Source organism: Alteromonas sp. S005 (assembly GCF_036864475.1).
GTDB lineage: Bacteria > Pseudomonadota > Gammaproteobacteria > Enterobacterales > Alteromonadaceae > Alteromonas.
Window position 1 is genome coordinate 43,154 of the sequence record NZ_JAZETN010000008.1, and the last position, 24,879, is coordinate 68,032.

27 protein-coding genes are annotated in these 24,879 nt (G+C 43.7%); 17 read left to right on the forward strand and 10 right to left on the reverse strand.

Going from position 1 to position 24,879, the window contains the following annotated elements; genetic code table 11:
• Positions 1 to 74: 74 nt before the first annotated feature.
• Both V7R55_RS11030 and V7R55_RS11035 read left to right on the forward strand, forming a co-directional pair.
• Entirely contained in the window at positions 75 to 2,144 is a 2,070-nt protein-coding gene (locus tag V7R55_RS11030; RefSeq protein ID WP_334059524.1) for a TonB-dependent receptor, read from the forward strand.
• A 185-nt stretch (positions 2,145 to 2,329) separates the two neighbouring features.
• On the forward strand, positions 2,330 to 3,622 hold the full coding sequence (locus tag V7R55_RS11035) for an NAD(P)/FAD-dependent oxidoreductase (RefSeq protein WP_334059525.1): 1,293 nt from the start codon (positions 2,330 to 2,332) through the stop codon (positions 3,620 to 3,622).
• 79 nt (positions 3,623 to 3,701) lie between these two features.
• Here the strand turns inward: V7R55_RS11035 and V7R55_RS11040 are convergent, their stop codons facing one another.
• Both V7R55_RS11040 and V7R55_RS11045 read right to left on the reverse strand, forming a co-directional pair.
• Positions 3,702 to 4,268, reverse strand: a complete 567-nt coding sequence (locus V7R55_RS11040; protein WP_334059526.1) for a YceI family protein — start codon at positions 4,266 to 4,268, stop codon at positions 3,702 to 3,704.
• Between the two features lie 22 nt (positions 4,269 to 4,290).
• A complete protein-coding gene (locus V7R55_RS11045; protein WP_334059527.1) occupies positions 4,291 to 4,818 on the reverse strand; it encodes a cytochrome b in 528 nt (175 codons plus the stop codon).
• Between the two features lie 462 nt (positions 4,819 to 5,280).
• Between V7R55_RS11045 and V7R55_RS11050 the strand changes: the two genes are divergently transcribed.
• From V7R55_RS11050 to V7R55_RS11065, 4 genes are all read left to right on the forward strand, one after another.
• A complete protein-coding gene (locus V7R55_RS11050) occupies positions 5,281 to 5,514 on the forward strand; it encodes a hypothetical protein (protein WP_334059528.1) in 234 nt (77 codons plus the stop codon).
• A gap of 43 nt (positions 5,515 to 5,557) precedes the next feature.
• Positions 5,558 to 6,121, forward strand: coding sequence for a CBS domain-containing protein (locus tag V7R55_RS11055; protein ID WP_334059529.1), 564 nt, complete (start codon positions 5,558 to 5,560; stop codon positions 6,119 to 6,121).
• A gap of 162 nt (positions 6,122 to 6,283) precedes the next feature.
• The gene (locus V7R55_RS11060) at positions 6,284 to 6,739 is read left to right on the forward strand and encodes a hypothetical protein (RefSeq protein ID WP_334059530.1); all 456 of its coding nucleotides are present in this window, start codon (positions 6,284 to 6,286) and stop codon (positions 6,737 to 6,739) included.
• Positions 6,740 to 6,840: 101 nt separating this feature from the next.
• A complete protein-coding gene (locus V7R55_RS11065; protein WP_334059531.1) occupies positions 6,841 to 7,275 on the forward strand; it encodes a hypothetical protein in 435 nt (144 codons plus the stop codon).
• Here V7R55_RS11065 and V7R55_RS11070 read toward each other — a convergent pair.
• Positions 7,272 to 8,213 carry an alpha/beta fold hydrolase gene (locus V7R55_RS11070; protein WP_334059532.1) on the reverse strand — a complete coding sequence of 314 codons (942 nt, stop codon included), beginning with the start codon at positions 8,211 to 8,213 and terminating at the stop codon, positions 7,272 to 7,274. The genes V7R55_RS11065 and V7R55_RS11070 overlap by 4 nt on opposite strands.
• A gap of 146 nt (positions 8,214 to 8,359) precedes the next feature.
• On the opposite strand from V7R55_RS11070, the gene arfB reads away from it, so the two are divergent.
• From arfB to V7R55_RS11090, 4 genes are all read left to right on the forward strand, one after another.
• Complete coding sequence (gene arfB, locus V7R55_RS11075; protein WP_334059533.1) at positions 8,360 to 8,776, forward strand: alternative ribosome rescue aminoacyl-tRNA hydrolase ArfB; 417 nt, start codon at positions 8,360 to 8,362, stop codon at positions 8,774 to 8,776.
• Positions 8,777 to 8,902: 126 nt separating this feature from the next.
• The gene (locus V7R55_RS11080; RefSeq protein ID WP_334059534.1) at positions 8,903 to 9,580 is read left to right on the forward strand and encodes a hypothetical protein; all 678 of its coding nucleotides are present in this window, start codon (positions 8,903 to 8,905) and stop codon (positions 9,578 to 9,580) included.
• Positions 9,581 to 9,704: 124 nt separating this feature from the next.
• On the forward strand, positions 9,705 to 10,694 hold the full coding sequence (locus V7R55_RS11085) for a hypothetical protein (RefSeq protein WP_334059535.1): 990 nt from the start codon (positions 9,705 to 9,707) through the stop codon (positions 10,692 to 10,694).
• A 250-nt stretch (positions 10,695 to 10,944) separates the two neighbouring features.
• Positions 10,945 to 11,964, forward strand: coding sequence for an outer membrane beta-barrel protein (locus V7R55_RS11090; protein WP_334059536.1), 1,020 nt, complete (start codon positions 10,945 to 10,947; stop codon positions 11,962 to 11,964).
• A gap of 42 nt (positions 11,965 to 12,006) precedes the next feature.
• On the opposite strand, the gene V7R55_RS11095 is transcribed toward V7R55_RS11090, so the two are convergent.
• Positions 12,007 to 13,422 (reverse strand): S8 family serine peptidase, encoded by a 1,416-nt coding sequence (locus tag V7R55_RS11095; protein ID WP_334059537.1) that lies wholly within the window; start codon positions 13,420 to 13,422, stop codon positions 12,007 to 12,009.
• A 249-nt stretch (positions 13,423 to 13,671) separates the two neighbouring features.
• Between V7R55_RS11095 and V7R55_RS11100 the strand changes: the two genes are divergently transcribed.
• From V7R55_RS11100 to V7R55_RS11110, 3 genes are read left to right on the forward strand one after another with little or no spacing between them, the layout of a single operon-like run.
• Entirely contained in the window at positions 13,672 to 14,166 is a 495-nt protein-coding gene (locus V7R55_RS11100; protein WP_334059619.1) for an RNA polymerase sigma factor, read from the forward strand.
• A complete protein-coding gene (locus tag V7R55_RS11105; RefSeq protein WP_334059538.1) occupies positions 14,163 to 15,002 on the forward strand; it encodes an anti-sigma factor in 840 nt (279 codons plus the stop codon). Before V7R55_RS11100 ends, V7R55_RS11105 begins: the two co-directional genes overlap by 4 nt.
• Positions 14,992 to 15,513 (forward strand): CC0125/CC1285 family lipoprotein, encoded by a 522-nt coding sequence (locus tag V7R55_RS11110; RefSeq protein ID WP_334059539.1) that lies wholly within the window; start codon positions 14,992 to 14,994, stop codon positions 15,511 to 15,513. The genes V7R55_RS11105 and V7R55_RS11110 overlap by 11 nt, the downstream gene beginning before the upstream one ends.
• A 139-nt stretch (positions 15,514 to 15,652) precedes the next feature.
• Here the strand turns inward: V7R55_RS11110 and V7R55_RS11115 are convergent, their stop codons facing one another.
• The 3 genes from V7R55_RS11115 to V7R55_RS11125 form a co-directional block, all read right to left on the reverse strand.
• Entirely contained in the window at positions 15,653 to 15,844 is a 192-nt protein-coding gene (locus V7R55_RS11115; protein WP_012519989.1) for a CsbD family protein, read from the reverse strand.
• 200 nt (positions 15,845 to 16,044) lie between these two features.
• A complete protein-coding gene (locus tag V7R55_RS11120; protein WP_334059540.1) occupies positions 16,045 to 16,818 on the reverse strand; it encodes a siderophore-interacting protein in 774 nt (257 codons plus the stop codon).
• A gap of 431 nt (positions 16,819 to 17,249) precedes the next feature.
• Positions 17,250 to 18,464 carry an MFS transporter gene (locus V7R55_RS11125; protein ID WP_334059541.1) on the reverse strand — a complete coding sequence of 405 codons (1,215 nt, stop codon included), beginning with the start codon at positions 18,462 to 18,464 and terminating at the stop codon, positions 17,250 to 17,252.
• A gap of 230 nt (positions 18,465 to 18,694) precedes the next feature.
• Between V7R55_RS11125 and V7R55_RS11130 the strand changes: the two genes are divergently transcribed.
• Positions 18,695 to 18,898 carry a hypothetical protein gene (locus V7R55_RS11130; protein WP_334059542.1) on the forward strand — a complete coding sequence of 68 codons (204 nt, stop codon included), beginning with the start codon at positions 18,695 to 18,697 and terminating at the stop codon, positions 18,896 to 18,898.
• A gap of 310 nt (positions 18,899 to 19,208) precedes the next feature.
• On the opposite strand, the gene V7R55_RS11135 is transcribed toward V7R55_RS11130, so the two are convergent.
• Entirely contained in the window at positions 19,209 to 21,092 is a 1,884-nt protein-coding gene (locus V7R55_RS11135; protein ID WP_334059543.1) for a tetratricopeptide repeat-containing diguanylate cyclase, read from the reverse strand.
• 210 nt (positions 21,093 to 21,302) lie between these two features.
• Between V7R55_RS11135 and V7R55_RS11140 the strand changes: the two genes are divergently transcribed.
• Genes V7R55_RS11140 through V7R55_RS11150 form a run of 3 tightly spaced genes read left to right on the forward strand, consistent with a single transcriptional unit; the run spans position 21,303 to position 23,062 of the window.
• Positions 21,303 to 21,869 (forward strand): DUF3299 domain-containing protein, encoded by a 567-nt coding sequence (locus V7R55_RS11140; RefSeq protein WP_438823591.1) that lies wholly within the window; start codon positions 21,303 to 21,305, stop codon positions 21,867 to 21,869.
• Between the two features lie 5 nt (positions 21,870 to 21,874).
• The gene (locus tag V7R55_RS11145) at positions 21,875 to 22,321 is read left to right on the forward strand and encodes a hypothetical protein (protein ID WP_334059545.1); all 447 of its coding nucleotides are present in this window, start codon (positions 21,875 to 21,877) and stop codon (positions 22,319 to 22,321) included.
• A gap of 15 nt (positions 22,322 to 22,336) precedes the next feature.
• A complete protein-coding gene (locus V7R55_RS11150; protein ID WP_334059546.1) occupies positions 22,337 to 23,062 on the forward strand; it encodes a DUF3299 domain-containing protein in 726 nt (241 codons plus the stop codon).
• 19 nt (positions 23,063 to 23,081) lie between these two features.
• Here the strand turns inward: V7R55_RS11150 and V7R55_RS11155 are convergent, their stop codons facing one another.
• Together V7R55_RS11155 and folE2 are read right to left on the reverse strand one after the other, a co-directional pair.
• Positions 23,082 to 23,879, reverse strand: a complete 798-nt coding sequence (locus tag V7R55_RS11155) for a 5'-nucleotidase, lipoprotein e(P4) family (protein ID WP_334059547.1) — start codon at positions 23,877 to 23,879, stop codon at positions 23,082 to 23,084.
• Positions 23,880 to 23,942: 63 nt separating this feature from the next.
• Complete coding sequence (folE2, locus tag V7R55_RS11160) at positions 23,943 to 24,869, reverse strand: GTP cyclohydrolase FolE2 (RefSeq protein WP_334059548.1); 927 nt, start codon at positions 24,867 to 24,869, stop codon at positions 23,943 to 23,945.
• Between the last annotated feature and the right edge of the window lie 10 nt (positions 24,870 to 24,879).

Below are 24,879 nucleotides of genomic sequence, written 5' to 3' on the forward strand. Positions count from 1 at the left end.
AACCCATTCTTTTTCAGATTAACGATAAACTAGTGCCAATTGCTAAAAAACATTTGTCATCATAAGGATAGATAATGCACTTTGCCCCAAGCTTTCCACTTTCATTGCTAACTACGGCACTATTGTCGTCTGCCGCAATTGCCCAAGAAACCAATGAAATAGAAAGGATAGAAACCACGTCTTCTCGTATACAAGGCAGTGTGAACGCTTCTGGCTACGCGGTATCGTCTATCTCAGAAGAAACTCTTTCACTACTTTCGTTTCAGCATATTCAAGAATCGCTTAACTATATAGCGGGGGCGGGCGTACAGCGCGGTAACGGACAAGAGTATCTACCAGCACTTCGTTCACCTGTATTAACCGGTGCCGGAGCATGCGGTGGCATTTTAGCTGCTGAAGACGGTATTCCGCTTCGAGCGGCAGGATTTTGCAATATCAATGAGTTGTTTGAAGCTAATGGCGAGCTTGCTGAGCGTATTGACGTAATTAAAGGTCCGGCGTCAGCGCTTTATGGTTCTAATGCCATTCACGGGGTTATTAACGTGATCACGCCAGATACCACGCAAGGCGAAGGCTTGCTAAGTGCTGACTATGGCTCCTATGGCTTTCATCGCATTAAACTTAAAGAAGGTAAAGACTTCGGTAGTAGCGGTGTGGGTATTGCGGCTAGCGTAACTCGCGACACCGGATACAGGGATGAAGAAGGCGTTGACCAAGAGAAGGTTTCGCTTCGCCACCGAATTGAGTGGGATAACACGGTTATCACAAGCGGCCTTACTTATACCCATCTAGACCAAGAAACTGCTGGCTATATACTGGGGTTTGAAAGTTATAAAGACACGCAATTAGCTAAAAGCAACCCAAATCCAGAGGCTTTTCGAAAGGCAGAAAGTTTCAGGTTGTGGAGTAAACTAGATACCACTTTTAATGGCGGTCACGCCCTTTCAATTACACCTTATGTACGCAACCAAGATATGCGTTTTCGCATGCACTTTCTGCCCGGAAAGCCTCTTGAAACCAATGCGCAACAAGGGGTTGGTGTACTGTCCCAATTCAACTATGTTATCAACGACAACCTAAGCACAGATATTGGGGTTGACGTTGAATATACCGAAGGTGAACTCACCCAATCGCAAGACAGCGTCACCGCAGGTTCTGCTTTTCTAGTGGAAACGATACCTGTAGGCAAGCATTACGATTACGATGTGGACGCCACCTTATTCGCACCTTTCTTTATTTTCAATTGGCAAGCTGAGCGTTGGACTATTTCTGCTGGCGGGCGTTTTGAATCCATGAAATACGACTACACCAATAATATGAATGTAGGTCGTGTACGTGAAGATGGTACAGAATGTGGGTTTGGCGGCTGCAGATATTCCAGACCTGCAGACAGTGAAAACGATTATGATAATTTCAGTCCTAAACTCTCCGTCCGTTATCAATTAAATGAGCAAACACAATTGTTTGGGGGAGTTGTTAGAGGCTATCGCGCCCCTCAGGCAACAGAATTGTATCGCTTACAACGCGCACAGACTGTTTCAGATTTAGATTCAGTTACGGCTGACAATATTGAGGTGGGCGTAACCGGCGCGCTGTTAAAGGGCAACTATACGCTTAGCCTTTATAGCCTGCGCAAGGACAACGTTATTTATCGCGATAGCGACTTCTTTAATGTAAGTAACGGCGAAACTTGGCATAGAGGGGTAGAGCTAGCTTTTGACCAGAAACTAAGCGAGGCGCTTCGCTTAGATTTTGCAGGTACTTACGCAAGGCACACTTATGAACACAGCCAGCTTTCAGGTGAACAAGACATTAAGGGTAATGATATCGATACCGCGCCCAAGCTTCAGTTTAACACTCGCTTAAGCTTTGATGTGTCGAAATCGGTACAAACTCAGTTAGAGTGGCAGCATGTTGGACGCTATTTTACCGACGCTGAAAACCTAAACGAATATGATGGGCATGACTTAGTACATGCTCGCGTGCGTTACAGCGTGAGTGACGATATTACGCTATATGCGCGGGTTAACAACGTATTTGACACGGCATACGCCGAACGCGCTGATTTTACCAGTTTCGCTGGGCCGCGTTATTTTCCGGGGCGGCCTCGCAACTACATGATAACGGCATCGTTTACCTTATAAGCTTAAATAGACATATGTAATAGATTACTATTAATCCCAGAAATACAGACTATCGCCGTGATCCGCTTGTACCTCATCGCCTTCAGGCGTAGTCTGTAGCTATCAGCATGGGTTTCAGTCATGCCATTTATTGCGCTTTAAAAGGCGAGGCGATATAGGTGGAATGATTGTTAATAGGTATACCCATGCAAAAAATAGTAATTGTTGGTGGCGGTGCTGGTGGTCTTGAATTAGCCAGTCGCTTAAGCCGAACCCTCGGGAGAAAGAAACAAGCCGAAATCACCCTTGTCGATCGCAGTCGAACTCATATCTGGAAGCCGCTCTTACACGAAGTAGCCGCCGGTGTAATTGATAAACATTCAGACGGTGTGGACTACGCAATCCACGCTGCATCCCATCATTACCGCTTCCAATTAGGTGAAATGTGCTCGCTTAACGCGCAGGCGCAAACCATAACCTTGTCTCCTTTAATTGACGAGGAAGGGACACAAGTTTTACCCGAACGCGAAATTCAATACGATCAGTTAGTACTAGCCGTTGGCAGCGTGAGTAACGACTTCGGCACACCAGGAGTTGCTGAGCATTGTTACTTCCTTGATTCATTGAAGCAAGCTGAGCGCTTTCATAGAGCGCTTCTCAATCAGCTTATCCGCATTAATCAGCAAGAAGATAAAGACGCCAAAATTAAAGTCGCTATAGTGGGTGCAGGGGCTACGGGTACTGAATTGGCTGCGCAGCTTCATCACGTTGCGAACTTGTCGAAGGCTTATGGCATGCCAGATATGTCAGCTTCGCGACTAAAAATTTCTATAGTAGAAGCGGGCGATCGAATTTTACCGGCATTGCCTGAGCGTATAGCGAACTCTGCAAGAAAAGCGCTGCATAAGCTGGGTGTCGATATAAAAGAGCAAACCATGGTGGCTGAAGCCGATGCCAAAGGGTTAATCACCAAAGACGGTGGACGCATTGATGCTGACTTAATGGTGTGGGCTGCAGGCGTTAAAGCGCCTGACTTTATTACCAAGCTTGAGCTTTTTGAGACAAACAGAGCCAATCAGATTCTTGTTGATAAACAGCTTCGTAGTTCGTCTCACAAGAATATTTGGGTGTTAGGCGACTGCTGTGGCTTCCAGCAGGAAAATGGAAAGTGGGTGCCGCCTCGAGCGCAGTCTGCTCACCAAATGGCGGATATTGTTGCACATAATATAACGTCGTTATTTACTCAAAAAGATACGAAAGACTTTACGTACAAAGACTATGGCTCGCTCGTTCACTTAAGCAAATACAGCACGGTGGGAAGCCTCATGGGCTCGTTATCTAACAGCAGTATGTTTATTGAAGGGCGTTTAGCTAAGCTGGTCTATGTTTCTTTATACAACATGCATCAATTTGCAGTACACGGAAAGATAAAAGGTGCACTAAAACTTCTTGTGAAAAAGTTAAGTCAGGCCATCAGCCCAAAGCTAAAACTTCACTAGCCATTCACGAAAAAGAAAGCCCCGTTTTTGGGGCTTTTCTAACTCATACGTTGAGTTGGCTAGAACCTTATATAGTCAGCTATTGCTTAACGCCTTCCACGTGAAGCTCTAGTTCTACTGTTTGCGACGCTGGGCCTAAATCATAGTCAATGCCATAGTCTTTAAGTGCAATCGTCGTTGTGCCCATAAAGCCTGCACGATAGCCGCCCCATGGATCTTTACCTTCGCCAATCTTTTTGGCTTCGATAGTAATAGGCTTTGTCACACCGTGAAGCGTGAAGTCACCCATTACATCCATCATGCCGTTACCTTTATCGACAATTTTTGTGCTGACAAACTTTGCTTCTGGATAGTCGTCAACATTTAAGAAATCGTCGCTCTTAAGGTGCTTATCACGCTCTGCATGGTTCGAGTCGATACTGTCTGTATCGATAGTCACCATAATCTTTGCTGCACTTGGTGCTTTGTCATCGTAACTAAAGTTACCTTTAAAATCGTTGAAGCGACCAGTGAGCCAAGAATAACCTAGGTGCTGAATTTTAAAGTTGATAGACGCGTGGGCGCCTTTACTATCAATCACATAATCTGCGGCATTAGCGGTGCTTAAAGACAGCGCAGCGGCTAAGGCAAGTGTTAACTTCTTCATTGTTTCTCCTTTATCCTGAATATTATCGAAGCCGTAACATCTGCTTCAGGGTTTCATCTTTGCTAAAAAAGTGGTGTTTTAGTGCAGCCAGCCCGTGGATTATCGCCAATACAATTACTGACCAAGCAATATAAAAATGGGTCTCACCTGCAATATCTTCTTGATTCTCAATTAACTCTCCAATTGCTGGAACCGAAAACCAATTAAACACGTCGATTCCTCGTCCGTCGGCCGTAGAAATTAAATAGCCACTCGCGAACAGCGCGATAATCAGGGTGTACAAAAGCCCGTGAGCTGCGTGGCTTAGCCCTTTTTCTAAATGGGTGCCATATGACGGCGGTCTTGTAGTAACTATGCGAGCCACCAAGCGGATTACGGTGATAGCTAACAAAATTAATCCAACGCTCTTGTGCCAGTGTGGCGCGGTTTTATACCAGTCGCTGTAATAAGTAAGGTCGACCATCCATAGTCCTGATGCAAACATGCCAACAACGGCAAGCGCAGATATCCAATGTAGAATCACTATAGGTCTTGACCACCTAGATTTCATATCCCTTCCATTTTTACTTACTAGCGTGCAGCTTGTTTAGGCCCTCTGCTAGTCTCGTTATCTCACCAGCTAAATGCCCGCTGAATAAAACGCCTCATTTGTTAAGTCGCCTTAGTGTATTTCTAATAGCGTCGGCTAATCATCACATTTAATGGGAGTATTCGTTCTTGTTTTTAGAACGAATGTACAGCAAACAACCCACCAAACCTGAGTTGCAACACGGTTAGTTTTCGAAGACGTGTCGTTTAATGGTCGATAAAATGCGCTAAACACCTCTATTAAACGCGCTAAATACTCTTATAGTTTAAATAGGCAGTAACAAAAGTGGCTGCTTTGCTTCAATGTTGTTTCGTTCAGTAGAGGTTGTACGCTTTGCGCGTTTCGTACGTTTTGTTGGCCGTTATTCTGCCAGCGTTATTTTCATCACTAGTATCCGTCTCCGTATTGGGAGAGGGAAGAAGTGTGCAAAATATTGCGGGGCAGTCGAACAGTGCAAATACGCTCTCAACCCTCATTAGCGAATGGGAAAGCTCCGCTTTTGAAGTATCTGACGACGACATTGATGATGGCATTTCGCTTGTCAGCATCACCAGCGGCTTGGAAAAATACCGGTTTTCGACTGGTAAAGCGATTGATGCAAAAGCCTTTACTAGGCAGCGCGCCAACATTATTCGAGGACCTCCTTCTCTCACTTAATCACTAAAAAACTGAATTTTTAATTTTTGATTAGGAGAAAGGTATGCACGCCTTAAATCTATATAAAACCGAAGCTATCGATACTTTGGCATGGCCGGTTATTGAAAATACCATTACTGTAAATTCATCTGCTATGGCGGTCTTCACTGACTTCAAGCAGCACTTACCACACGTTATTGATGCGCGAACGCCGGCTACGAAAGTAGAGTCGATCATGCGTCAGTCACACGTTCGTATGATGCTGGTGGTGAACAGTGAAAATCGTTTCATTGGAATTGTTACCAGTCATGATGTAGGTGAACAGCAAATTGTTCAGCGTTTAAGCGAGCTTAAAGTGAAACGCGAAGAGTTAACAATTTACGATTTTATGCGCCCCAAAACGTCGCTTATGTCTTTTGATTACACTGAATTAACGCATTCATCAGTGGGTGATGTGATAGAGACACTCAAAGATTACGGGCAACATCACTGCCTAGTGATGGACAGAGAGAGTCACGAAGTTCGTGGTGTTATCAGCGTGAGCGATATTGCTAGAGAATTGCGGTTGCCACTTGATATTCAAGGTCGTCCTACGTTTGCGGAGTTAATCACTATTCTAGCGGCATAAACTTCACTTTTTTGGCATCTTTAATATTTTTCGCATTTAATAAATTTTGGACCATACTTTTACTGCGCGCTGTACATAACACCGCGTAGTAAAAGGTACTCATCTTATACAGTGTCTGAATATATGCTACTCAATAATTTGCTCGAATAATCAGGTGGTTTAATGCGGTACGCTCATGGTGAATTTATTGTAACTCGGTGTGGTGACGCCGTCGTAACACAAGCTTTCGGTCCATGGAATCAAGAATGTGTTAAAAGCTTTGCTGATGCATACCGAGTAAGTGCTCAAGGGTTATTTGGCAAACAGTGGTGTAATATCGTGTGCGTTACAGGAGAGTCGCTGCTGATCCCCGATGCAGAAGCGCAGCTGCGTGAACGGACCGCGGCAATGCAACCTTTGGGCTTGACTCACATTGCGGTCGTTTTAAGCGATTCAACGGCTAAAGCAACGACTAAAGTTCAGCTCAAGCGAACGTACAAAGGGCTTAGTATTGAATTTAAATTTGTCGAATTATTTGAAGAAGCCGTTGAATGGCTTTCCGAGCACAGATTTAATATCGAACCAGAAGATATCTCATCACATTTAGCAAAAGTAGCAGCAAAGCAAGGGTCGTTTTAGTCAATCGATAACTAGCATACGAGTTGGTACATTTTTCGCAAATCAACAAATAGATAGCTAAAAAATCTTGTTGATATTGTTTGACAAAACGAGGCGAAATTATGAATAGATCACCATTTCCTACTAGTGTAGTAACTAAAGCATTCACTTGGGCTTATCAAGAGCTTGGTCTAAATATTAAGCAAGCATCTGAAATAATGGGTATTTCTCCTTCGTCACTTGCGCAAACCACATTACTTGGTTTTGAAAGCGGCACCGTAGAGTATCGCAAGCAACTCGCATTTATTCGTATGTATCATTTACTCATTTCATTGTCAGAAGGGGACAGTGAACAAATGAAAACTTGGTTTAGTAGCTACAATATAACGCTTGAATCGAGTCCTCTCGAAATGTGTAAGGAGTGCGATGGTATTGAGCGTGTGGCAGACCAGCTGCGCAAATTAAAACAGTCTGAATCAAACAGACAGGGCGCACTGGCAGTTGTTGAGTTTTCTCACAACGCTCACACTTCAAAAATGGGCGCAATGCTCCATTAATCGGCTTGTCTCGCTTTGCTGTCAATCTCAACAATAAAGTCTGCGCAGATTTGCGGTTGAGTAATGGGTATCATGTGCCCTGCGCAAGGAATTGTTTTCTGTACGGCCTTGTTTATTGAAGAAGTAACAGCGTCGATATGCTCGCTTGGTTTTAAAATAGTGTCCTTTTCACCATATAAGACGCCTACAGGACATTGAATTTTACCGTAAGATGACTGTTGTCTATGCAAACTGCCTTGTGCTGAAACAGTATCTCGGCTTCCTTCATAAAAACTGCGAGAATGAAGGGCAAGCAACCCGCCTCCTTCAACAGAGAATGAGATAGGCACAGGTTCTGGATGAAAAATCTGCGCAACTTGTTTTCTACCGAGCTTTGACCTTAATGGACTGGCAATGGTTTTAGATATGCTATTGCGCACAAATTCGTTGGGTATGTAAAGCACCGAAAGCGGGCCAGCACCGCCTTTAAGTGGCGTAGTTAACGGGCATAGCAATGATACAGATTTAATGACGCTAGGTGCATCAATTGCCATCCTTAACGCAATACCCCCGCCCATCGAGTGACCAGCAACGCTAGCTTCTTCAACGCCTTCTTTTTCCATCCATTCTAATAACATTTTACTTTGCTGCTCAAAGCTGGCTGATGTGGTTTTGTATCGGCTAGAAAAACCGCTACCAGGACGGTCTACGGAATAGACCGTGTAATGCTGCGCAAGGATTTTTGCTAATTCATTAAAGTTGTTACTATTACCTAGTAAGCCGTGAATAAGTAAAAGTGATGGTCCATTCCCTTGTTTTTGCCAGTGAATAATTCCTCCCTCGACAGGGGTAAGTTTTCCCGACGGCCGAAACGCTGACTCGATGCTGCTATCCATTTTTGCAGTAAACCAAATAAGACCTACAAAGATACAAATAACGATAAGTAAAATAGTGAGCATGTTGTGTTTCCAAGATAGGGGAGAAATTAACCTATCGGGTTACCTATTAACGGTCAAGTAAGTGATGAGTTATAGTCGCAAGCTATTAGCGTGATATATGCGCAGAAAAAATAATACGCCATGCTACTAAGCATATAGGAAGTGATATGGAATTACAGATAACCCGCTCTATTTCGATAGATGAGGGCGAAGCCGACCTTCAGGCAATTCGCGCTCAAGGTAGCGGCGGGCAAAACGTCAATAAGGTAAGTAGCGCAATACACCTGCGATTTGATATCAATAAGTCGACGTTACCCGATCAGCTAAAAGCCAAATTACTGAATGTGAAAGATAGTCGGGTTACTAACGACGGCGTTTTTGTACTTAAAGCACAAAACTTTCGAACCCAAGAACAGAATAGAGAAGATGCGTTAGCGCGTCTTGTTGCGTGGATTAAGGCTGCAACTGTTGAACAAAAGCCGCGGATAAAAACTAAGGCGAGTAGAGCGGCTAAGGCCCGTCGTTTAGATGTAAAAAAACAACAGGGTGCGAAAAAATCTATGCGTAAGAAAGTGGAATTTTAAACAAAACTAATCTAAAGTATAAAGCCTGTTAGATGTCATTTCGCAAGACAACGGAAAATTCTTACAATAACAAATGAATGTGTCTTGTGCTTGTGCTAATTATTGGAACTTAGGGAAGCATACAAAGTGACGCGTTCGAACGTAATTCCTATGGTGCTATTTGCAGCCATAGTGGTTTCGCTTGGGATTAATACACCGCAAGCCGCAAACGAAATTATTGCTCGTTTGTTTAATAAATCTATTTCTAGTACCGAACTACAGCCTTCACAGGCAGATGTTGATCGTTTTCAGTCTATTCTCACTGACAAATCAGAAAAAGAAGTGCGCAATATTTTGGCGCAACGCGCGCTTGGTAACAAAATTACCGAATCTGTACTTTCTGATTTCGCAAATAAAAACGCCATAGAGCCCAACGACAGCGAAATACAATCTGCTTATTCCGTTATTAAGCTATGGACGCTTGACCTAGATAGTGATGGTACTTATCAAAATGAAGAGCTAGAGCGTTACCGTTTGGCAATGGCTGAAGGTATGGCTAAGAGCTGGAAAGTATCTAAAGCGCTTTATGAAGCCTATGGCGGTGATGTGGTTTTTCAACAGGATAACCCTTTAACACCTGTAGGTGCCTACCAGAAATTGTTTGAGCAATATCGAGAACAAGGTGAGTTTGTCATTTACGACCCTGTCTTCAAAGCGGCGTTTTGGAGTTCGGTAAAAATGAAATACGCTAAAACCTACGACCCAGATAATATAGATTTCTCACTTCCTTGGTGGGAAAAGAGCATGACTGCCTCGGAAAAATAACTCAAAAAAGCCCTGTTTTTACAGGGCTTTTTTAATTGTCTTCAAAAAAATCATTTTTCAGCGGAATAAATCGTTTTCTTCAATCGTTATCTCAGTGTCCTTTATGAAAAACGGAGATAAACGGATGAAAAAGTTAAATACTGCAATTGCACTGGCTTTAGGTATCGCGTCAACATCTGTGTTGGCTCAAGAAACCACGTTCTCTGCTAACACATCAGCTAATGCGTCGGCTTCTGCATCGCTTTCACTAACAAGCGGTGCAACTACACAATCTGCAAATCAGGTTAATACGCAGACTTCTGCCGAAGGCGAAGCATCTACGCAGAGCCAAATGTCCACCGAGAGCTCAGCCGATGAACAATTATCAGCAAACCAAACAAGCAACGATCTATCTTCCGATCAGGGAGTGAGTCAAGTTTTTGCAACATCAGATATGGCGAACTCGATAACTTCGCCAGTGGCAGGCGCACTGACAAGTAGTGTGTCTGGGTCATTATCTGTACTGTCATCAGCGTCTGGAAATGCAGAAGAAGTTGATGGAGCGGAAAGTGAAGCAGAAAGTACAGCGCAGACAGCGCCAAGCTTAGCATTGAACCAAATCGGTTCACTGGCAAACAGTGGCGCGGAAAATACCGCAGGAGGTTCACTAACTGGCAGTGTAAGTGGTGCACTAAACAATACTGCAGAAACAGCCGCAGGCAGTACCTTATCGAACACGGCTGACAGCACGGCTGCAGGCACCATCGAAAGTGCGGTAAATGGCGGCGTAGCCAATACAGCAGCCAGCACCGTAGCAAGCTCAGTGACCAGTTCTGTAACTGGAACGGTTGGCACCGCTGTTGAAGGAACGATTACTGAAACGGTAGGAAATACGGTAGAAGGCACGGTAGCAAGCACGGTGGATAGCTCTGTAGATGGCGCAGTTTCAAATACAGTCGAGCAAACTGTGTCAGCAACAGTCGCAAATACGGTGGAAGGCACGGTAGCAAATACGGTGGAAAGCACCGTAGCAAGCACGGTAAATAATACCGTGGCGAGTTCGGTTGAAAGCGCCGTAACAAGCACTGTAAACGACAACGTAGCTTCAAGTATTTCAGGTGCGCTTGGCCTTTAATATAAAGGCCTAAACCACTAGGTGGGCGTAGAGCAACCTTGAGCAAGCACGTTAAATAGCCACCATAAAGTCTGAGTGCGGCTTGTCTAAATAGAAAGGCAAGCCGCTATTTAAGGCCTAGGCTGCAGGTGCGAACACATTTGCCTCGCTAACGTGCATTCCTTAAAGCGAGCACCTCAAGTCAAATCTCACGTCTCTCCATCAAAAAAGAAATCGCAAAGTTTCACTTTCTCTGTGGTAGGTAACAACAATGAATACGCAAATACTTCAACACTCATCAACAACAAACAACCTTATTCGTGGCGGCCGCAAATGCCTATCGCTGTCCGTGGCAGCTGTTTTACTCGGAAGTAGCGCTGCTTATGCGGACTCTGACAGTCACTCGCACAATGATGAAGATGCGAATCATACAAACTCACAACACCAAACGATTTCATTCTCAGGGTCTGGCTATTTAGGGTACCGCTCTGATAGCAATGTGAGCGTTAGCGAGCTCGATACGAATTCAGATGTGGCCGACGGCGCACTGCAGTCAGAAGCTCAGCTAAAGGTGTTGGTAAAGCCCACAGCGAAATGGGAAAATGTACTGTCGGTAAGTCAGGCGAATACCAACTATCAAACGCTAAACGAGTTCGATCTTGGCCTTACCACGCTGTCCGCTAGCACCAGCTATGCGTTTGACTTCGCCAAATTAGGAGCGCACTACTATCACGCTAGCGCTGAGCTAGACGGGCGTGACTTCCTCACCTATCAACAATCTGGATTATCTGTCGGAAAATTGTTGGGGCAGCGCACTTACTTGCGTGTTAGTAGCGACCTTATCGATAAACAATTCGATAACACGCCTGAAGGTGCGCCAATTCGAGATAGTGAAGCAGCTGCTCTGCGCAGTGACCTATTTTACTTCTTCGAAGGGGAAGACTTCTTTCAAATCGCACTTAAGTATCAAAATGAAGATGCCCAAAATAATGTGTTCGATTACACCGGTATTGGGATGGATCTAGCGTACACCTATCCTCTAGCGGTATTTAGTAAACCCTTGAAGCTTACGGTTGCCTATCAATTAGATGTAAGAGATTACGCCTCAGAACAAGATGGAGGAATAGGTAGAGAAGACGACAGGCATATTGTTGAGTTAAGTGCAGACTACGCTGTTCACAACAATGTGGATATAAAGCTGTCTACCCAATACGGAGACTACGCTTCTAGTGTGGATGGTGCAAACTATCAAGAAACCATTGCTGAGCTCGGCATTAATGTTCATTTTTAATAAGCGCTAGTGCAAGCCTTAAGAAGGGCGGTGTATTAGAGCCTATGGCAGTACGCCAAAACCAAATACGCTGTCCCGCCCAGGAGTACCCGCATCTATCGCTAATTGCTGCAGCTTTATCAAAGCGGCGTTTCTCTCTTTCTCTGTACGTAAAAAGCACGCATATAAGGCGGTGGCTCGAGGTGACGCCATAGAGGTACCCGTTTGTCTTACCGTCTTTCCATTAGGGTGTGCAGCATCTACTGATACACCAAATGCAGCAAAGTCAACGTAATCTCCTTGGTTCGCCCATCTGTAAATTGCATTAGATTTATCAACGGCCGTAATGCCCAAAGTCTCAGTATAAGCCGCAGGGTACAAGGGTAAAGAGGCCGGGCCCTCATTACCTACAGCTGCAATTATTTGAATACCGTTCTCATCTAACTTTTTTATAACCCTCGCTAAAATAGGATTGTCGGGACCAGCCAAACTCATATTTATGGCATCTACATGCTGAGATGCAAGATAGTTCAGGCCTTCAATTAACGATATCAGTGTGGCGCCTTGGCTAACACTGTTGCGTGAATAAAACACACTGGCATTAAACACTTGGCTTGATTCAGGTACCGACGCTGCCAATAAACTCGCTACTGCTGTTCCATGATCGTAAGAAATGGGGACGCCTTTTGCTTGGGGGCTCTTCAAAACCTTCTCACCTTCTTCATCTGTTGCAAGTGTGCTGGCGTTTTGATGCTGTCCAACAGTGAAAGAGGCTTGTGTAAGGTTGATGTGTGAAAGCTTAGGATGAGTAGCCATAACATGAGTATCAATCATTCCAATGCGTAGCGGGGTGGGGCAAACTTCAAACTTTTGTGATGATTTATTTGAATATTGCTCGATGTCCGGCCTATTTCCAGTCTTTGTAACGTTGTTTTGTGACAAGTAAATATGATTTCGCCCAATTTGAGACTGAAGCTTTTTCGGTAAACTGTTGCGAATAGACGACACATCTTCTTTATCACCTGTGACTTTTACTTTAAAAAGCCACTGAGAGAGAGCGGGTAAAAACTGAGCCTTTTGTAACTCAATGTTGTTATTTTGAAAATGGACGCTGTCTGCTTCTTCCCCTATAAATAGCCACTCATTTGCGACAGCAAGAAAACCATCCTCTACTATAACTTCATTGACAATTACTTGTCCTGATGAAGATAAAATAGTGGCTGTCTCAGGGACGACGAATTGAGGGGAAGGGATGCGGTTAACCACTCCCGAGACCAACGTTGTTGCGCTATCCACGTCTTCTATAGATGATTGCACGCGTCGTTTTGCTTCCTCGCGAATGGCGGCTAAGTCGGAAGGTGTTCTATCAATTATTGGGCGCACTGGCGACACTACCTGATTCAAAGTTCCGACGAGTTGAGCTTGAGAGATTGATGCCGTGAATAAGCTTATAACTCCCACCATAAGTGCGTACTTCATTTTGCTACCTTTACAATAATGTTGGTGCAGTTCAGTGCTAAGAGAAGGAATGGCATAAATTGTGCCATGGTTCTAGGCAAGTATTACCACTGCCTTATATTGTAGTGACGAATAGATAGAAAAAAAATTCCAATGCGAATGGCACAGTGATCCATACCATTAAAAAAAGATGCAATGCAGCGGAATAAAAATAACAGTGGCTCGTTAATAGAGTATTGATAACGGAAATCTTCACGAAGGTACATGAAAATGAAAGATGAGTTGACCGAACTCGTCCCGTCATTGCGAAAGTTTGCATATTCATTGACGGGTAGCATACATGATGCTGATGATTTGCTTCAGAACACGCTAGAGCGGCTATTAAGTAAGCCCATTCCTGAGCAAGTTACATTAATGGCATGGGCATTTAGAGTGTGTCGGAATTGCTGGATAGATGAATACAGGGCGAAGAAAGTACGGGCTAATGCCAGCGATGCCCTTGCTTACGAAGCGCAGTCAGCAAATCAACTAAATATGGACGAGGCAGTGACACAGTCGATAACGTTGAAGCAGGTCTCAAGCGCTATGGATGAACTGCCCTGTGAACAGAGAGAAACCCTCTCTTTAGTGGCAGTACAAGGAATGAGTTACGCAGACGCTTCTGAAGTTTTACAGGTGCCAGCAGGAACCATTATGAGCCGTCTTGCCAGAGCGAGAGCGAAGATATCAAACTTATTGAACGGGCGAAATGAGGTGCTATCGTGATCTTATCTGACGAAAAACTTTCTGCTTTCTTAGATGGAGAGTTAGATACTGTAGAAATGGATACGGTTCGCGAGGCGATAGCACATGACGTAACTGTTTCTGACCGTCTCGCCGCACTTGCTGAAGTAGATAGAGTTGTAAAAGTGGCTGCAGAAAAGGCTACTGCTGTTGCACTACCTAAAGAAATCGTGGCACTTTTGAGTGAGGAAACTCGTCTAACAAACACAAGCGTAGCACAGAGTTCTGACGAACCTATAGGAAAAGAAAACACGACAAGCCAACGTTCTGCGGAAAATGTTAGGCAGTTTCCTAACAAAGTGAACATCACTGATGGTGCAAGCGTTGAACAAGCAAAGTGGAAGCGGCCATTTGCCATCGCCGCTAGCGTGGCGGTTTTATCCGGTTTGGTATTCTTTAGTCAACAAGGTGCTGATACGTCACAACCTTCACATTGGGCTAATGTGTCGTCAGTGCTTGACAGTAATTTAACGGGAGAGACTACCTCGTTTGAATCTGGCGTAACCGTAACGCCTAAACTGTCTTTTTTAAATACTGACTTCAAATTTTGCCGACAGGCTGAAGTGACGTCACAAAATGAGCTAAATGTAATGATTGCTTGTAAAGACAAGCAAGGCGGCTGGCAACTTGCGGCCAGTGAACTAGATGCGCTAGGCGCAAATACAGGTCAATATCAGACTGCTACTAGCGCCAAACTTCTAGAAGATAAGTTAGATATGATGATGGCATCTGCGCCATTAAACCGAGAGCAAGAGAAAGACGCAATTGAAGCAACTTGGCTAGCAAAAAAAGCCGAAGGAGTAGATGATGAAAACTAAAATTATGTTAGTACTTGCGGTATTGATTATGGCGGGCTGTGCAAGTCAACCTGATTATAGACAAGCAGATAAAAGCGGTTTTGGTTACAACGAAAGTAAGCTAAGTGATACCCAATACCGCGTACATTTTAAGGCAAAAGGAACCGATAAGGGTAAAGCTATGGACTATGCTATGTTGCGCGCAGCTGAGTTAACCCTACTGGAAGGTTATGACTGGTTTGTCGTTACCGACCGCGAAACCTTAGTCGACAAAAAAACGGTTCAAACCACGCCAACTGCGGGCTTTAGTCAGCGTTACGCACGCGTCACTGACTGCGGCGTACTTACTTGCCGTACGTCTTATCATCCTACAACCCAATTCGAAACTGGTGTGTATGTTGGAGGCTCTCAAAAAAGTGAAATCGAGAGTATTTTAAGCATAGAACTAGGTAAAGGCACTCGACCTACTTCGGCAACCAGTTTTGATGCAAGGGAAGTACGTGAAAACTTACAGCCGAAGGTGGAAGAGTAAGTGATTTTATTAATGATTTAAAAGCAAACAAAAGGGCCACAACATTATGTTGTGGCCCTTTTATAATTTACCCTAACAAACACTAGCCCCTATTAAAAATAGGGCTCTTGTTTGAGTACCCTAAGGTAAATATGATTGATTAATTGAAGTATGCGTCTACTTCTTTTTCAGCCTCGTCACGGCTTTTGCCGTATTCCTGCTGAATCTTACCTACTAATTCTTCACGGCGACCGTCAATTACGTCTAGGTCATCATCGGTAAGCTTACCCCATTTCTGTTGTACCTTACCCTTCATTTCTTTCCAATTACCTTCAATACGATCATTGTTCATAACGTGCTCTCCTTATCCAAACAATTGGTTGAGAAAACTGACGAAAAAAGTTGTCAGCTATATAACTAGCAGCAAATGGTATTCCACAATATAGGTTGCTGATAATCATAGATATTATCTATGAGTGTAGATACGAAAGCAGAAGTTCTTATGCAGAATTTACAAATAGTTGCAAACACTACAGAACGATGGGTAAGGCACTAAGCTAATGTTTTGGCAAAGGCTTCACTATCTTGTTTCTTTTCTATCTTGTGCTGATCTTCGCTACGACCTTTCTTCCAATAGCTACTTATATACAAACACTCGTGCGCCACCGCTTTTTCGTCCTTAAGCCATGCTCGTATGGCACGCATATCTGAGAACTCACATGCAACCCAAACTGTAGGAGTGCCTTCTAACCAATCTAGTTCTGTAAGGCTATGGGGCAAAGACTTTTCATGCTCCCATATCACTCTAATCCCCTGAGGCCTTTTAAGCGCAACCGCGTCGTGTTTATCTTGAATTTTAATTACTGCATAACCTTTGGCATGAGAGGGAAGTGCCGCAAGGTGATTTCTAATACTGGGAAGAGCGGTCATATCACCTGCTAGCAATACCCAGTCATAATGAGCATTTAAGCCCTTGCTAGAACCTGGGCCTGCTAATGTAATAACGTCACCAGGTTTAGTACTGGTAGCCCATGCTGAAGCAGGTCCTGTCTTCCCGTTATCTGCATGAATTACCATATCCAAAACCATTTCAGGTTTATCTGCATCAAAGTGAGCAACCGTATAAGTGCGCATTGCAACTTTGCCCGTATCAGAAGGTTTGTTATGCGGGTTTCCGTTTTTATCGAACATGAGCTTTACATAAGCACCGGCCGCTACGGCAGGGAAAGTGCGGAGATCTTCACCACCTAAAAAGACGCGCTGCATAGTGGGGGTTATACGAACAGATTGCGTTACAACCGCTTGGCGGATTTGAGGTTTAGGCATTAGTTTCTCCTTAAAAATTTAAGGTGATTTTATTTGATAATAGTTCTCATTACTATTTCTTTGGGTGGGATGATAATGTTTGTTAAATTCTATTTTTTAGATTGAAAGCAAGACCTTGAAAATACTGATTCCAATTGATGGGTCACAATCGTGAGATAAGCACAGTGAAGTGTCGTCTTAGAAAGAAACTAATGTAGAAAATAGCAGGCAAAAGAAAAGGGGCTAAAGAGCCCCTTAAAAAACCACAACATAACTTGGAAAACACATTTACACACCACAAAGACGCACACTCAACGACTTCATGTATTAAGTAAGATAGCCGAATTCTTAAAAGGTTCCGCTTTTTTAAAAATAAATGGTAAAAAATTAAATACCTTTGAAAAGCATCGATAAAACAACAGGTGCGCGCTTTTAGTATTGGCCTTTAAACCTTACTCGCGGCGGCTAGCTCTTTGCAGTGTTATGTAAACTACACAAGTGGTAAGGGCAATTAGCACTGACGCTACAGCGAAAGGCAAGGCAATGTTAACTTGGTATATCACTGCTGCGAGTGGTGGTCCAATTACATAGCCCATGGCAGTAGTGGCTGTAATTAACCCGGTAATAGTCGCTTGTTGAGAAGGCGCGCAGTAGGTTGTTGCCGCTGCAGCTAATGATGGGTAGGCCATACCCATACCCAACCCCATTAGTGTCATGGCGGTATAAAGAATAAATAATGAGTGTTGGAGGAACAGCAACAGGTACGCCACCCCCAAAAGAGGAAGTGCGATAGTGATCATTGTTTCTTTACTTATACGCCCTTTTTGTACCCAACCAAATTGCGCGGTAAGAGAGGCTGCAGCGCTGACCATCATTGCAAAACCCACTTGTCGAGCGGCTTCAACAGGCGTGTAATGATAGAAATCGATAAAAAAGAAACCTAGCGACTGCTGCATCATTGCCATCGCGCAGAACACGCAAATACATGCAGCAACAAATACATACGGTAGTTTGGTGGGAGCTTGACTGTCTTCACCTGTATGCACAGCTGTCTGCTGCTTAGATAAAGGGGGTAAAACTGGCAGCTTATAATACACCAGTGTCAGCGCTAACAAGGTCAATAAAACAATACTGTACAGTGGAGCTAGTAAGCCGAACCCTACCAATAATCCAGCGTAAGCCGGACCAACAATTTGCCCGACATTACTTGCAGAGGTTACTTTACTGATAGCACTTACCCTAGCCTGCTGCGAACTTACAGCGACAGCGTAACCTACTGCAGATGGTGGTGTTGCGGACATAATGGTAGATTGCAAACTGCGACTTATCAGTAGCGCTAAAAATAAATTGGTACCGCTAATAAAACCAGAAAAACCTGTCATCCATGCGCTAGCAAAGGCGAATGTACCTAAGCTATATCCAGTAAGTCCCACCATCAGTATGCGTTTGAAACCTGCGCGCTTTGCTACTTTGCTCCATACATTAGTGCCAAAAGCGAAAATAAGCGCGGAGCTAGACATGATTGTTGCTATTTGAAACTCTGAAAGGTTGGCTTGGCGCCCCATAGAGGGAAGTGTAGTTAGCATGACGCTTTGACCAACAGACGTCGCTAGCAACGCACAGAAGAGAACTTGAAAAACAACAGTAGATGCGGATGGCGATAACATGCAGGTAGCTCTTTATATAAGCGGCGGAAGTCTTATCTATGCGGACTAGTATTGATTATATTATCACAGTTGAAGATAAAAAAATGCCCGCCAAAGGCGGGCCAAAATCAGAGGTATGTAAAGGCCGGGATGGGCCTTAGAGGGGAGAGGAATGTCGTCGGGTGACAACTCACTAATAATATCGACGACATTACCAGTGTCCTCACTATGGTCTCGCTGAAGCAACACACATGTACTTCAACGAATCCAAATTGGGTCAACAGTCCCTTGCTGCACGAGACATCATTGTCAGTGCTTGCGATGTAGGTACTCAGTGCTTGTTCGCAATCCTTATGAAACAAGAGCCTTGCATCCTGCGAGTTTATTTAGGTTATCTTTTACCTAACCTCATCATCGACCAGCAATTTAACGAATGCTCTACAGGTATCCTTTAATCTCAAACACTGACTCATCCTTTTATCCTTGGTGACCATTCCATATACTTCCTATGTCGTCACCTTCAGTCTTTGATATTTACGTAATCTGGCCTCTCCGTCGCTAAAGCCGTCCTGGCTACAAATTACGTTCTGCACTTATCCGTTAGTATAGATTATGCGTGATCTGTGCCAGGTTGTTTCATTTCGCTTTTAATTCTTTAAGCTATTGAATTTCTTAGGTAATTTTGTTTTTTTAGAAAAGCTGAAAATATATTGAAAGGTGCAATGAGAAAAGATGTGAATATTTTTCCTAGTGACATGTCTCAAATTACAAACAATTAAATATTACGGTTTTGCCTCTACCAGACTCTTTGGCTTGGTAGAGTGCTATGTCTGTATTTTCCAAAACAGAGGTGACGCTTTGCGAGGTTGATATAGCCATTAAACCTGCTGAAAAGGTGAGTTTAATTTCATTAGATAGTTCAACTTGAGAAGTTTCTTTTAATGAGCAGCGAAACACGTCGAGGGCATCGAGCGCCTCTTTTAACGAAATTTTATCGAAAATAAATAGAAACTCCTCTCCGCCTAAGCGTCCCATTAATACATTGTCAGTGAAGTGTTCACGCGCGACCTTGGAAAATAGACGTAATGCATCGTCGCCCACCTTATGTCCGTATTTATCGTTTATCATTTTAAAGAAATCGATGTCTAGCATGGCTACACAAAAATCATGGCCATTCTGTGCAAGGTAATTAATTTGAGCATCTAGCAGCTCTAAGGTTTTACCTCTATTGAAGAAGCGCGTTAATGAATCTGTTGTTGCTAATTTTTCCAATCTCCTCTGGTAGCGAATGCGTTTAGCGTATAGCAGAAAAAGCGATATACTTAGAAGGAATAGAAGCCCTGCCAAGGCTCCAAAAAGGTAGTTGCGCTGTTTATTGAGATTGAGTTTTTCAGCTTGTAGTCGAGTTACCTTTTTTAAATTAGTATTTTCCTCTTGAATTTCGTCTAATTCGTATAGCGTCCTGATGACTTGAACCCTTGATTTGTCGAGTGATTGTGACACTGTCTCACTAAGAGAGATAAAATTTTTAAGCGCATTAATTTGTGATCGCTCGTTATTGCTAGTTTCCATAATCGACAATCTAAGGTGCGCCGCCTCAAGGTTTTGCTGTCCCGGCTTTTTTCCTTTCAATAATGCTTCGGCTTCTTCCAATCGCAACAAGGCTACATCGATATCTCCATTGGAAAGCGCCAGCTTCGAGAGAGCAAGCAGTGCGTCAAAATAAAGGGTCTTGTTATCTAAGTTGCTGGCGAGTAAAAGGGCCGTTTCGTAGTTAGAGCGGACAACCTCAATACTTTTTTCTTTGTCTGCTTGGCGCAGCAACATTTTTCCTTTTCCTAGCAGTGAGCGGGCTAGTAAAGGTGTGTCTTTACTACGTTGGGCAATCTCTATGGCTTGGTCGAAATATTCTTCTGAGCTCTCGGCATCTAATAATTCGTATTCTACTAGCGCAATTTTTTCGGCGAAGCGCCCTTGGACCAGTGCATTGTTTTTCTTTTTCGAAAAGTCATAAGCTTCTAGTAAATAGTTTCTTGCATCTTCATATCTAGACAGTTCTAAATAAACAGTTCCAATTAACCCGGCAATATGAGGTGCTGAAATTTGCGTTTTAAACTGTACGGCCATTTCATAGGCCACCAAGTAGTTATCCAGTGCTAATTGGTGTTCTTGTATGCTTTCAAAGACTGTGCCGAGCGTCATAAGAACGCCAATGTTTAATTGTATAATGCCATTGTTGATAGACCACTTCTTTACTGAATTAAGAAGCTTTATCGCAGTCATTACTTCGCCAGTATTAGCGTAAATCTTTGCTTGTAGCATCTTCAGGCGTTGCCGCATCAAACCTTCTGTATTGATGTTGCGTAGACCGGCTTCCACTAAGTTTAGTGCTGCATCATATTCACCACGTTTTTCCTTGCCCAGTGCATACAAATAAAGCCATTTGTGGCGCTCTGGGTGAGCGTCATTTTCTTCTAATAAGGTTTTTAACTTAGTCATTTCTATTTCTGGATTACGATGCAGCGCTTTAATGCCCTTTATAACGTCATCGTTAGGTGCCAAATTTAATTGAGTATTAGCAATTGCTAATTTATTTGAAAAAAAGAAGGTCATCAAAAAGGTTAGGGCGATGAAACCAAGTTTGGGCATGTGAAGGCGTTCCGTCTGCTTTCAGGTTTTCTCTCAAATAACTATAGCTTTGTTTTAAGGTTGCGTGAGAATACAAGAAAAAAATTAATAACTAAGGCCTTTAAACAGCGTTTTAAAAGGATAAACGTTTATCACAATTCACTACGTTGTGATATGTTATAACGTGATTGTTGAATAATATGTTAGGTCACCTTTGTGAAATTTTTTGCTATGCACACTAGCGTTAAATTGGGTTTAGTTGCTGCACTATTGATTTTAATTAGCACATTAAGCCAAACCCAAGCCGCCGATTACGAGGAAATTGACTGGGTTGCCCTTATGCCCGAGGACGACTTGAGTGCACTTTTAAACAGACCTGAATTTTTAAATGATATTGCTGATGGGTCTGCTGCTGACTCAATTGATGATTTTGCTTCAAAGCAGTTAGAAGATGAACAAGCACAGCGATACCAACAAGCGTTGGTGTCGACGCGAGTGATAGAGGCGTTTGATGGAAAGGCTATACGCATCCCTGGATTTATTGTGCCTCTAGAGCAAAACGAAGAGCAAAAAGCGACGGCGTTTTTCGTCGTACCGTATTTTGGGGCTTGCTTGCATATGCCACCACCGCCGCCAAATCAAATTTTATATGTTGAATACAAAGAAGGTATCGCAGTAGAGAACTTGTACGACCCTTATTGGTTCGAGGGTACGGTAAAAATCGACAACCACGAAAGTGCACTTGGGACATCAGCCTATTCATTAGTGCTAGACAGCTTTACGCTGTACGAGGAGTAACTAACATGAAAAAGACGGTCATTGCAGCCACTCTTTTATCAAGCTTGATAGTATTTCAAAGCAGTGCATGCGAACTGCACGCGGGTATGGGTAATATGCAGTTTGGTTTTCAGCATCCTATGATGCAGCAGCACCTAGCGGCAGCGAAAGAACCACTTATTTCCCTTAACATAGATAGGAAGCATGAAGTGGCAAAGCTTGAAGCGTCTGCTGTACCTTTGCGATTTACTATTCCTTCGAACTATAAAGAAGTGAGTGTAGATGTAATGGCAAGCGACGGCGTAACACTACTTTCGCCGCAGCGATTCGCTCTGGTCTCTGCTAAAGGCGAACAAGCTATCAGCTTTCAGGCACAAGAAGAAGGCACCCACGAACTCGTATTAAAAGTGTATGCGCTTAAAAAGAATGTGCCAGTCACTTATACGCGCAAAGTAAAAATTCTAGCGAGTTAGGCGCTGACTCAAAAAATGAAGCGCCCCTCTTTTGCTTTGCTGGCTTTATTCATCGCATTCGCCGCATTAGGTGCATTAGTTGGTTTAGGGCTTAATGGCAAACTTAACGGCCTTATCGGATTTTTCAGCAGTGACGTTGTCATTTATCAAGACAGCACGCGGCTGAATGAAACCCAACAGTATCAAGTTTTATCTTGGGATGCCTTGCTACCTGAAGCTGAAAAAGTGTTACTGGGTAAAGCCCAGTCTACTCAGAGTTCTCAACAAAATTTACCCCTTCATGAACAAGTATTTCAGTCTATTCAACGCACGTTTGACGACGAATACCAGCAAGCGCTTATCTCAGTAAATACGGTTGATAAGTTTAACGGTAACTACGTCGAACTTAGCGGGTTTATTGTGCCTGTAGAAGCCAATGCACAGCGAGAAATAACGTCCTTCTTCATCGTGCCTTATTTCGGCGCGTGTATTCACTATCCGCCGCCTCCGCCCAATCAAATAGTATTTGTTTCGCTAAATAATACCCATGAACAGGGCGGTATTAGCGGAATAGACATTCAGCAGGCTTACACCTTCTCGGGTGAGTTTTCTACGGGGCTTTATGAAGACCCTCAAGGAACATCGGCTTACCTACTAGACGTAATAGAAATAAAGCCCTATTCAGGATTGGGAAATGGCATTAACAATGGACAAACGGAATCAAAGAATGGCGCTTTCCATATAGAAAGCGACATTCGTTAATTTTATTTTTTTCAGTGTATTACCAAGAACCGTACATGGGGTTTGGCAGAATGAAAATCTCTGTGCCCACTCGCGGCATGAGCATCTCAACGTTGGCAGATTCCTGGGTTACGCCGCCCACATCTTCAATATTGTCGCCAATTTGCATGATAATAGTGTGAGGCACACCCCACGTAGATGTGGTGTCTTTAGACGTATTTGAACATGCGATCTTGCCCTGGGTAAGCTGCATTCTGCGCAAGTCTTTGTCATTAACCATACCTTCTAGTCCGACTGCTTTTTTATCTTCAGCAGTGCGGCCAACTACGCAGGTATTGCTGGTGGTAAGCGGTAAACCTTGTGCCAAAAGATTATTCCACGTGTGCTTATCAAGCGTTTTATCGCGATTCGTAATAAGCGCCACTTTTCCATTTCGCTCAACAACCTCGTCGATAAAATCAGCGACGCCAGGAACCAATGTGGCTTCTTCACGCTTTACCCAGTCAGCCCAACTTTTTGATGAATAACCTAAGCCGACACTCTCGCGCTCTTTTTGGTAGGTGCTATTGTCTAGCACGGTTTCATCAACATCCATGACAACAACGTCGCCATTAGCAAAGCGTGTTGGCAGTGCGGCAATAGCTTGGTTGTATACAAAGCTTGAGAGGACAGGGTACTCTTTGCTACTGGTTTGGTATATCACAGCGTTAGAAAGCGTATGTGCTTTTTCGCCCGTCAACGAGGTCGATGGTGTTGACGAGCACGCCGCAATGACTGATACCGCTGCGCTAATGCACGCTAGTTTGCTGATATCAGCGAATTTGTTAACAGATAACAATGTTATTTTCCTTTTATCGTTTCTTCTGCCTGCGCATTTCAACATACATAACCAAGTATGAATTTATCGATGAACTGGGCCTGATATTTCAGCAATGGCGTCGTGTGCATGCAGACTTTCTTGATGTTCTACTTTTACACGAAAGTAGGTAGCTTGGTAATACGTACTTAACGCTTCATGCAGTCGCCTTACCGAATCTTCAACGAACATTAGGTTTTCTGCATTGCGTTTCGCAAACGCCTGCTCATCTTCACGTTTCACGGCGGTTTGAAGAGGTGTGCCTAGCGCGTTTTCTACTAAGTCGATAATACCTACGAAGTCCGGAATGTCGTTATTGGTCAAATCCAATGTTATATCGGCAAAAGAGCGCTGCGCATGAGCTGTCGCGATGCTAGCCTGTTTGGAAGCAAGCCAAGCGCCCATTTCTTCTACGGATAAACCTTTTCCTTCAAACTGCTGCACAAATACTTCTGATAGCGCCTTGCGGGATAGGGAGGCCGAACAAGGACAAGTACTAGAATACGGTACTCTTAACTTTAGCTGCGCTTTGTAATGTTTTGATGAACGCATTACACACAGTGAAGCAGGGTAGGACTGATACCCTGACGTTTTGCTAATAAGCGCTGGACGCGACACAGTTAGATCAAAATGCAAATTAAGCTGAGCGCTGTTGCTCAGCCCATCTTGAGACTCGATAAGCGCGTTCATTAACGTGGTTAGTGCAGATTTGTGAAGGTCCTTATCGCTTAAGTACTGCTGAAGGAGATTGTACAAGCGAGACATGTGAATGCCTTTGGCGTTGGGATGATCCAAACTTACCGTTACATCTACCTTTGCCTGGCTAGCTAAACGCTCTCCGCGTTTACCTAACACGTGTAGCGGTATTGCAATACCCTGCATACCAACATTATCAATAACAGGAACTTGAGCAGTAGATTGCTCAGTAGTGACATCGGGTAGTACCGTGTCGCGATGATTGAAACTAGACAAAATTACCTCT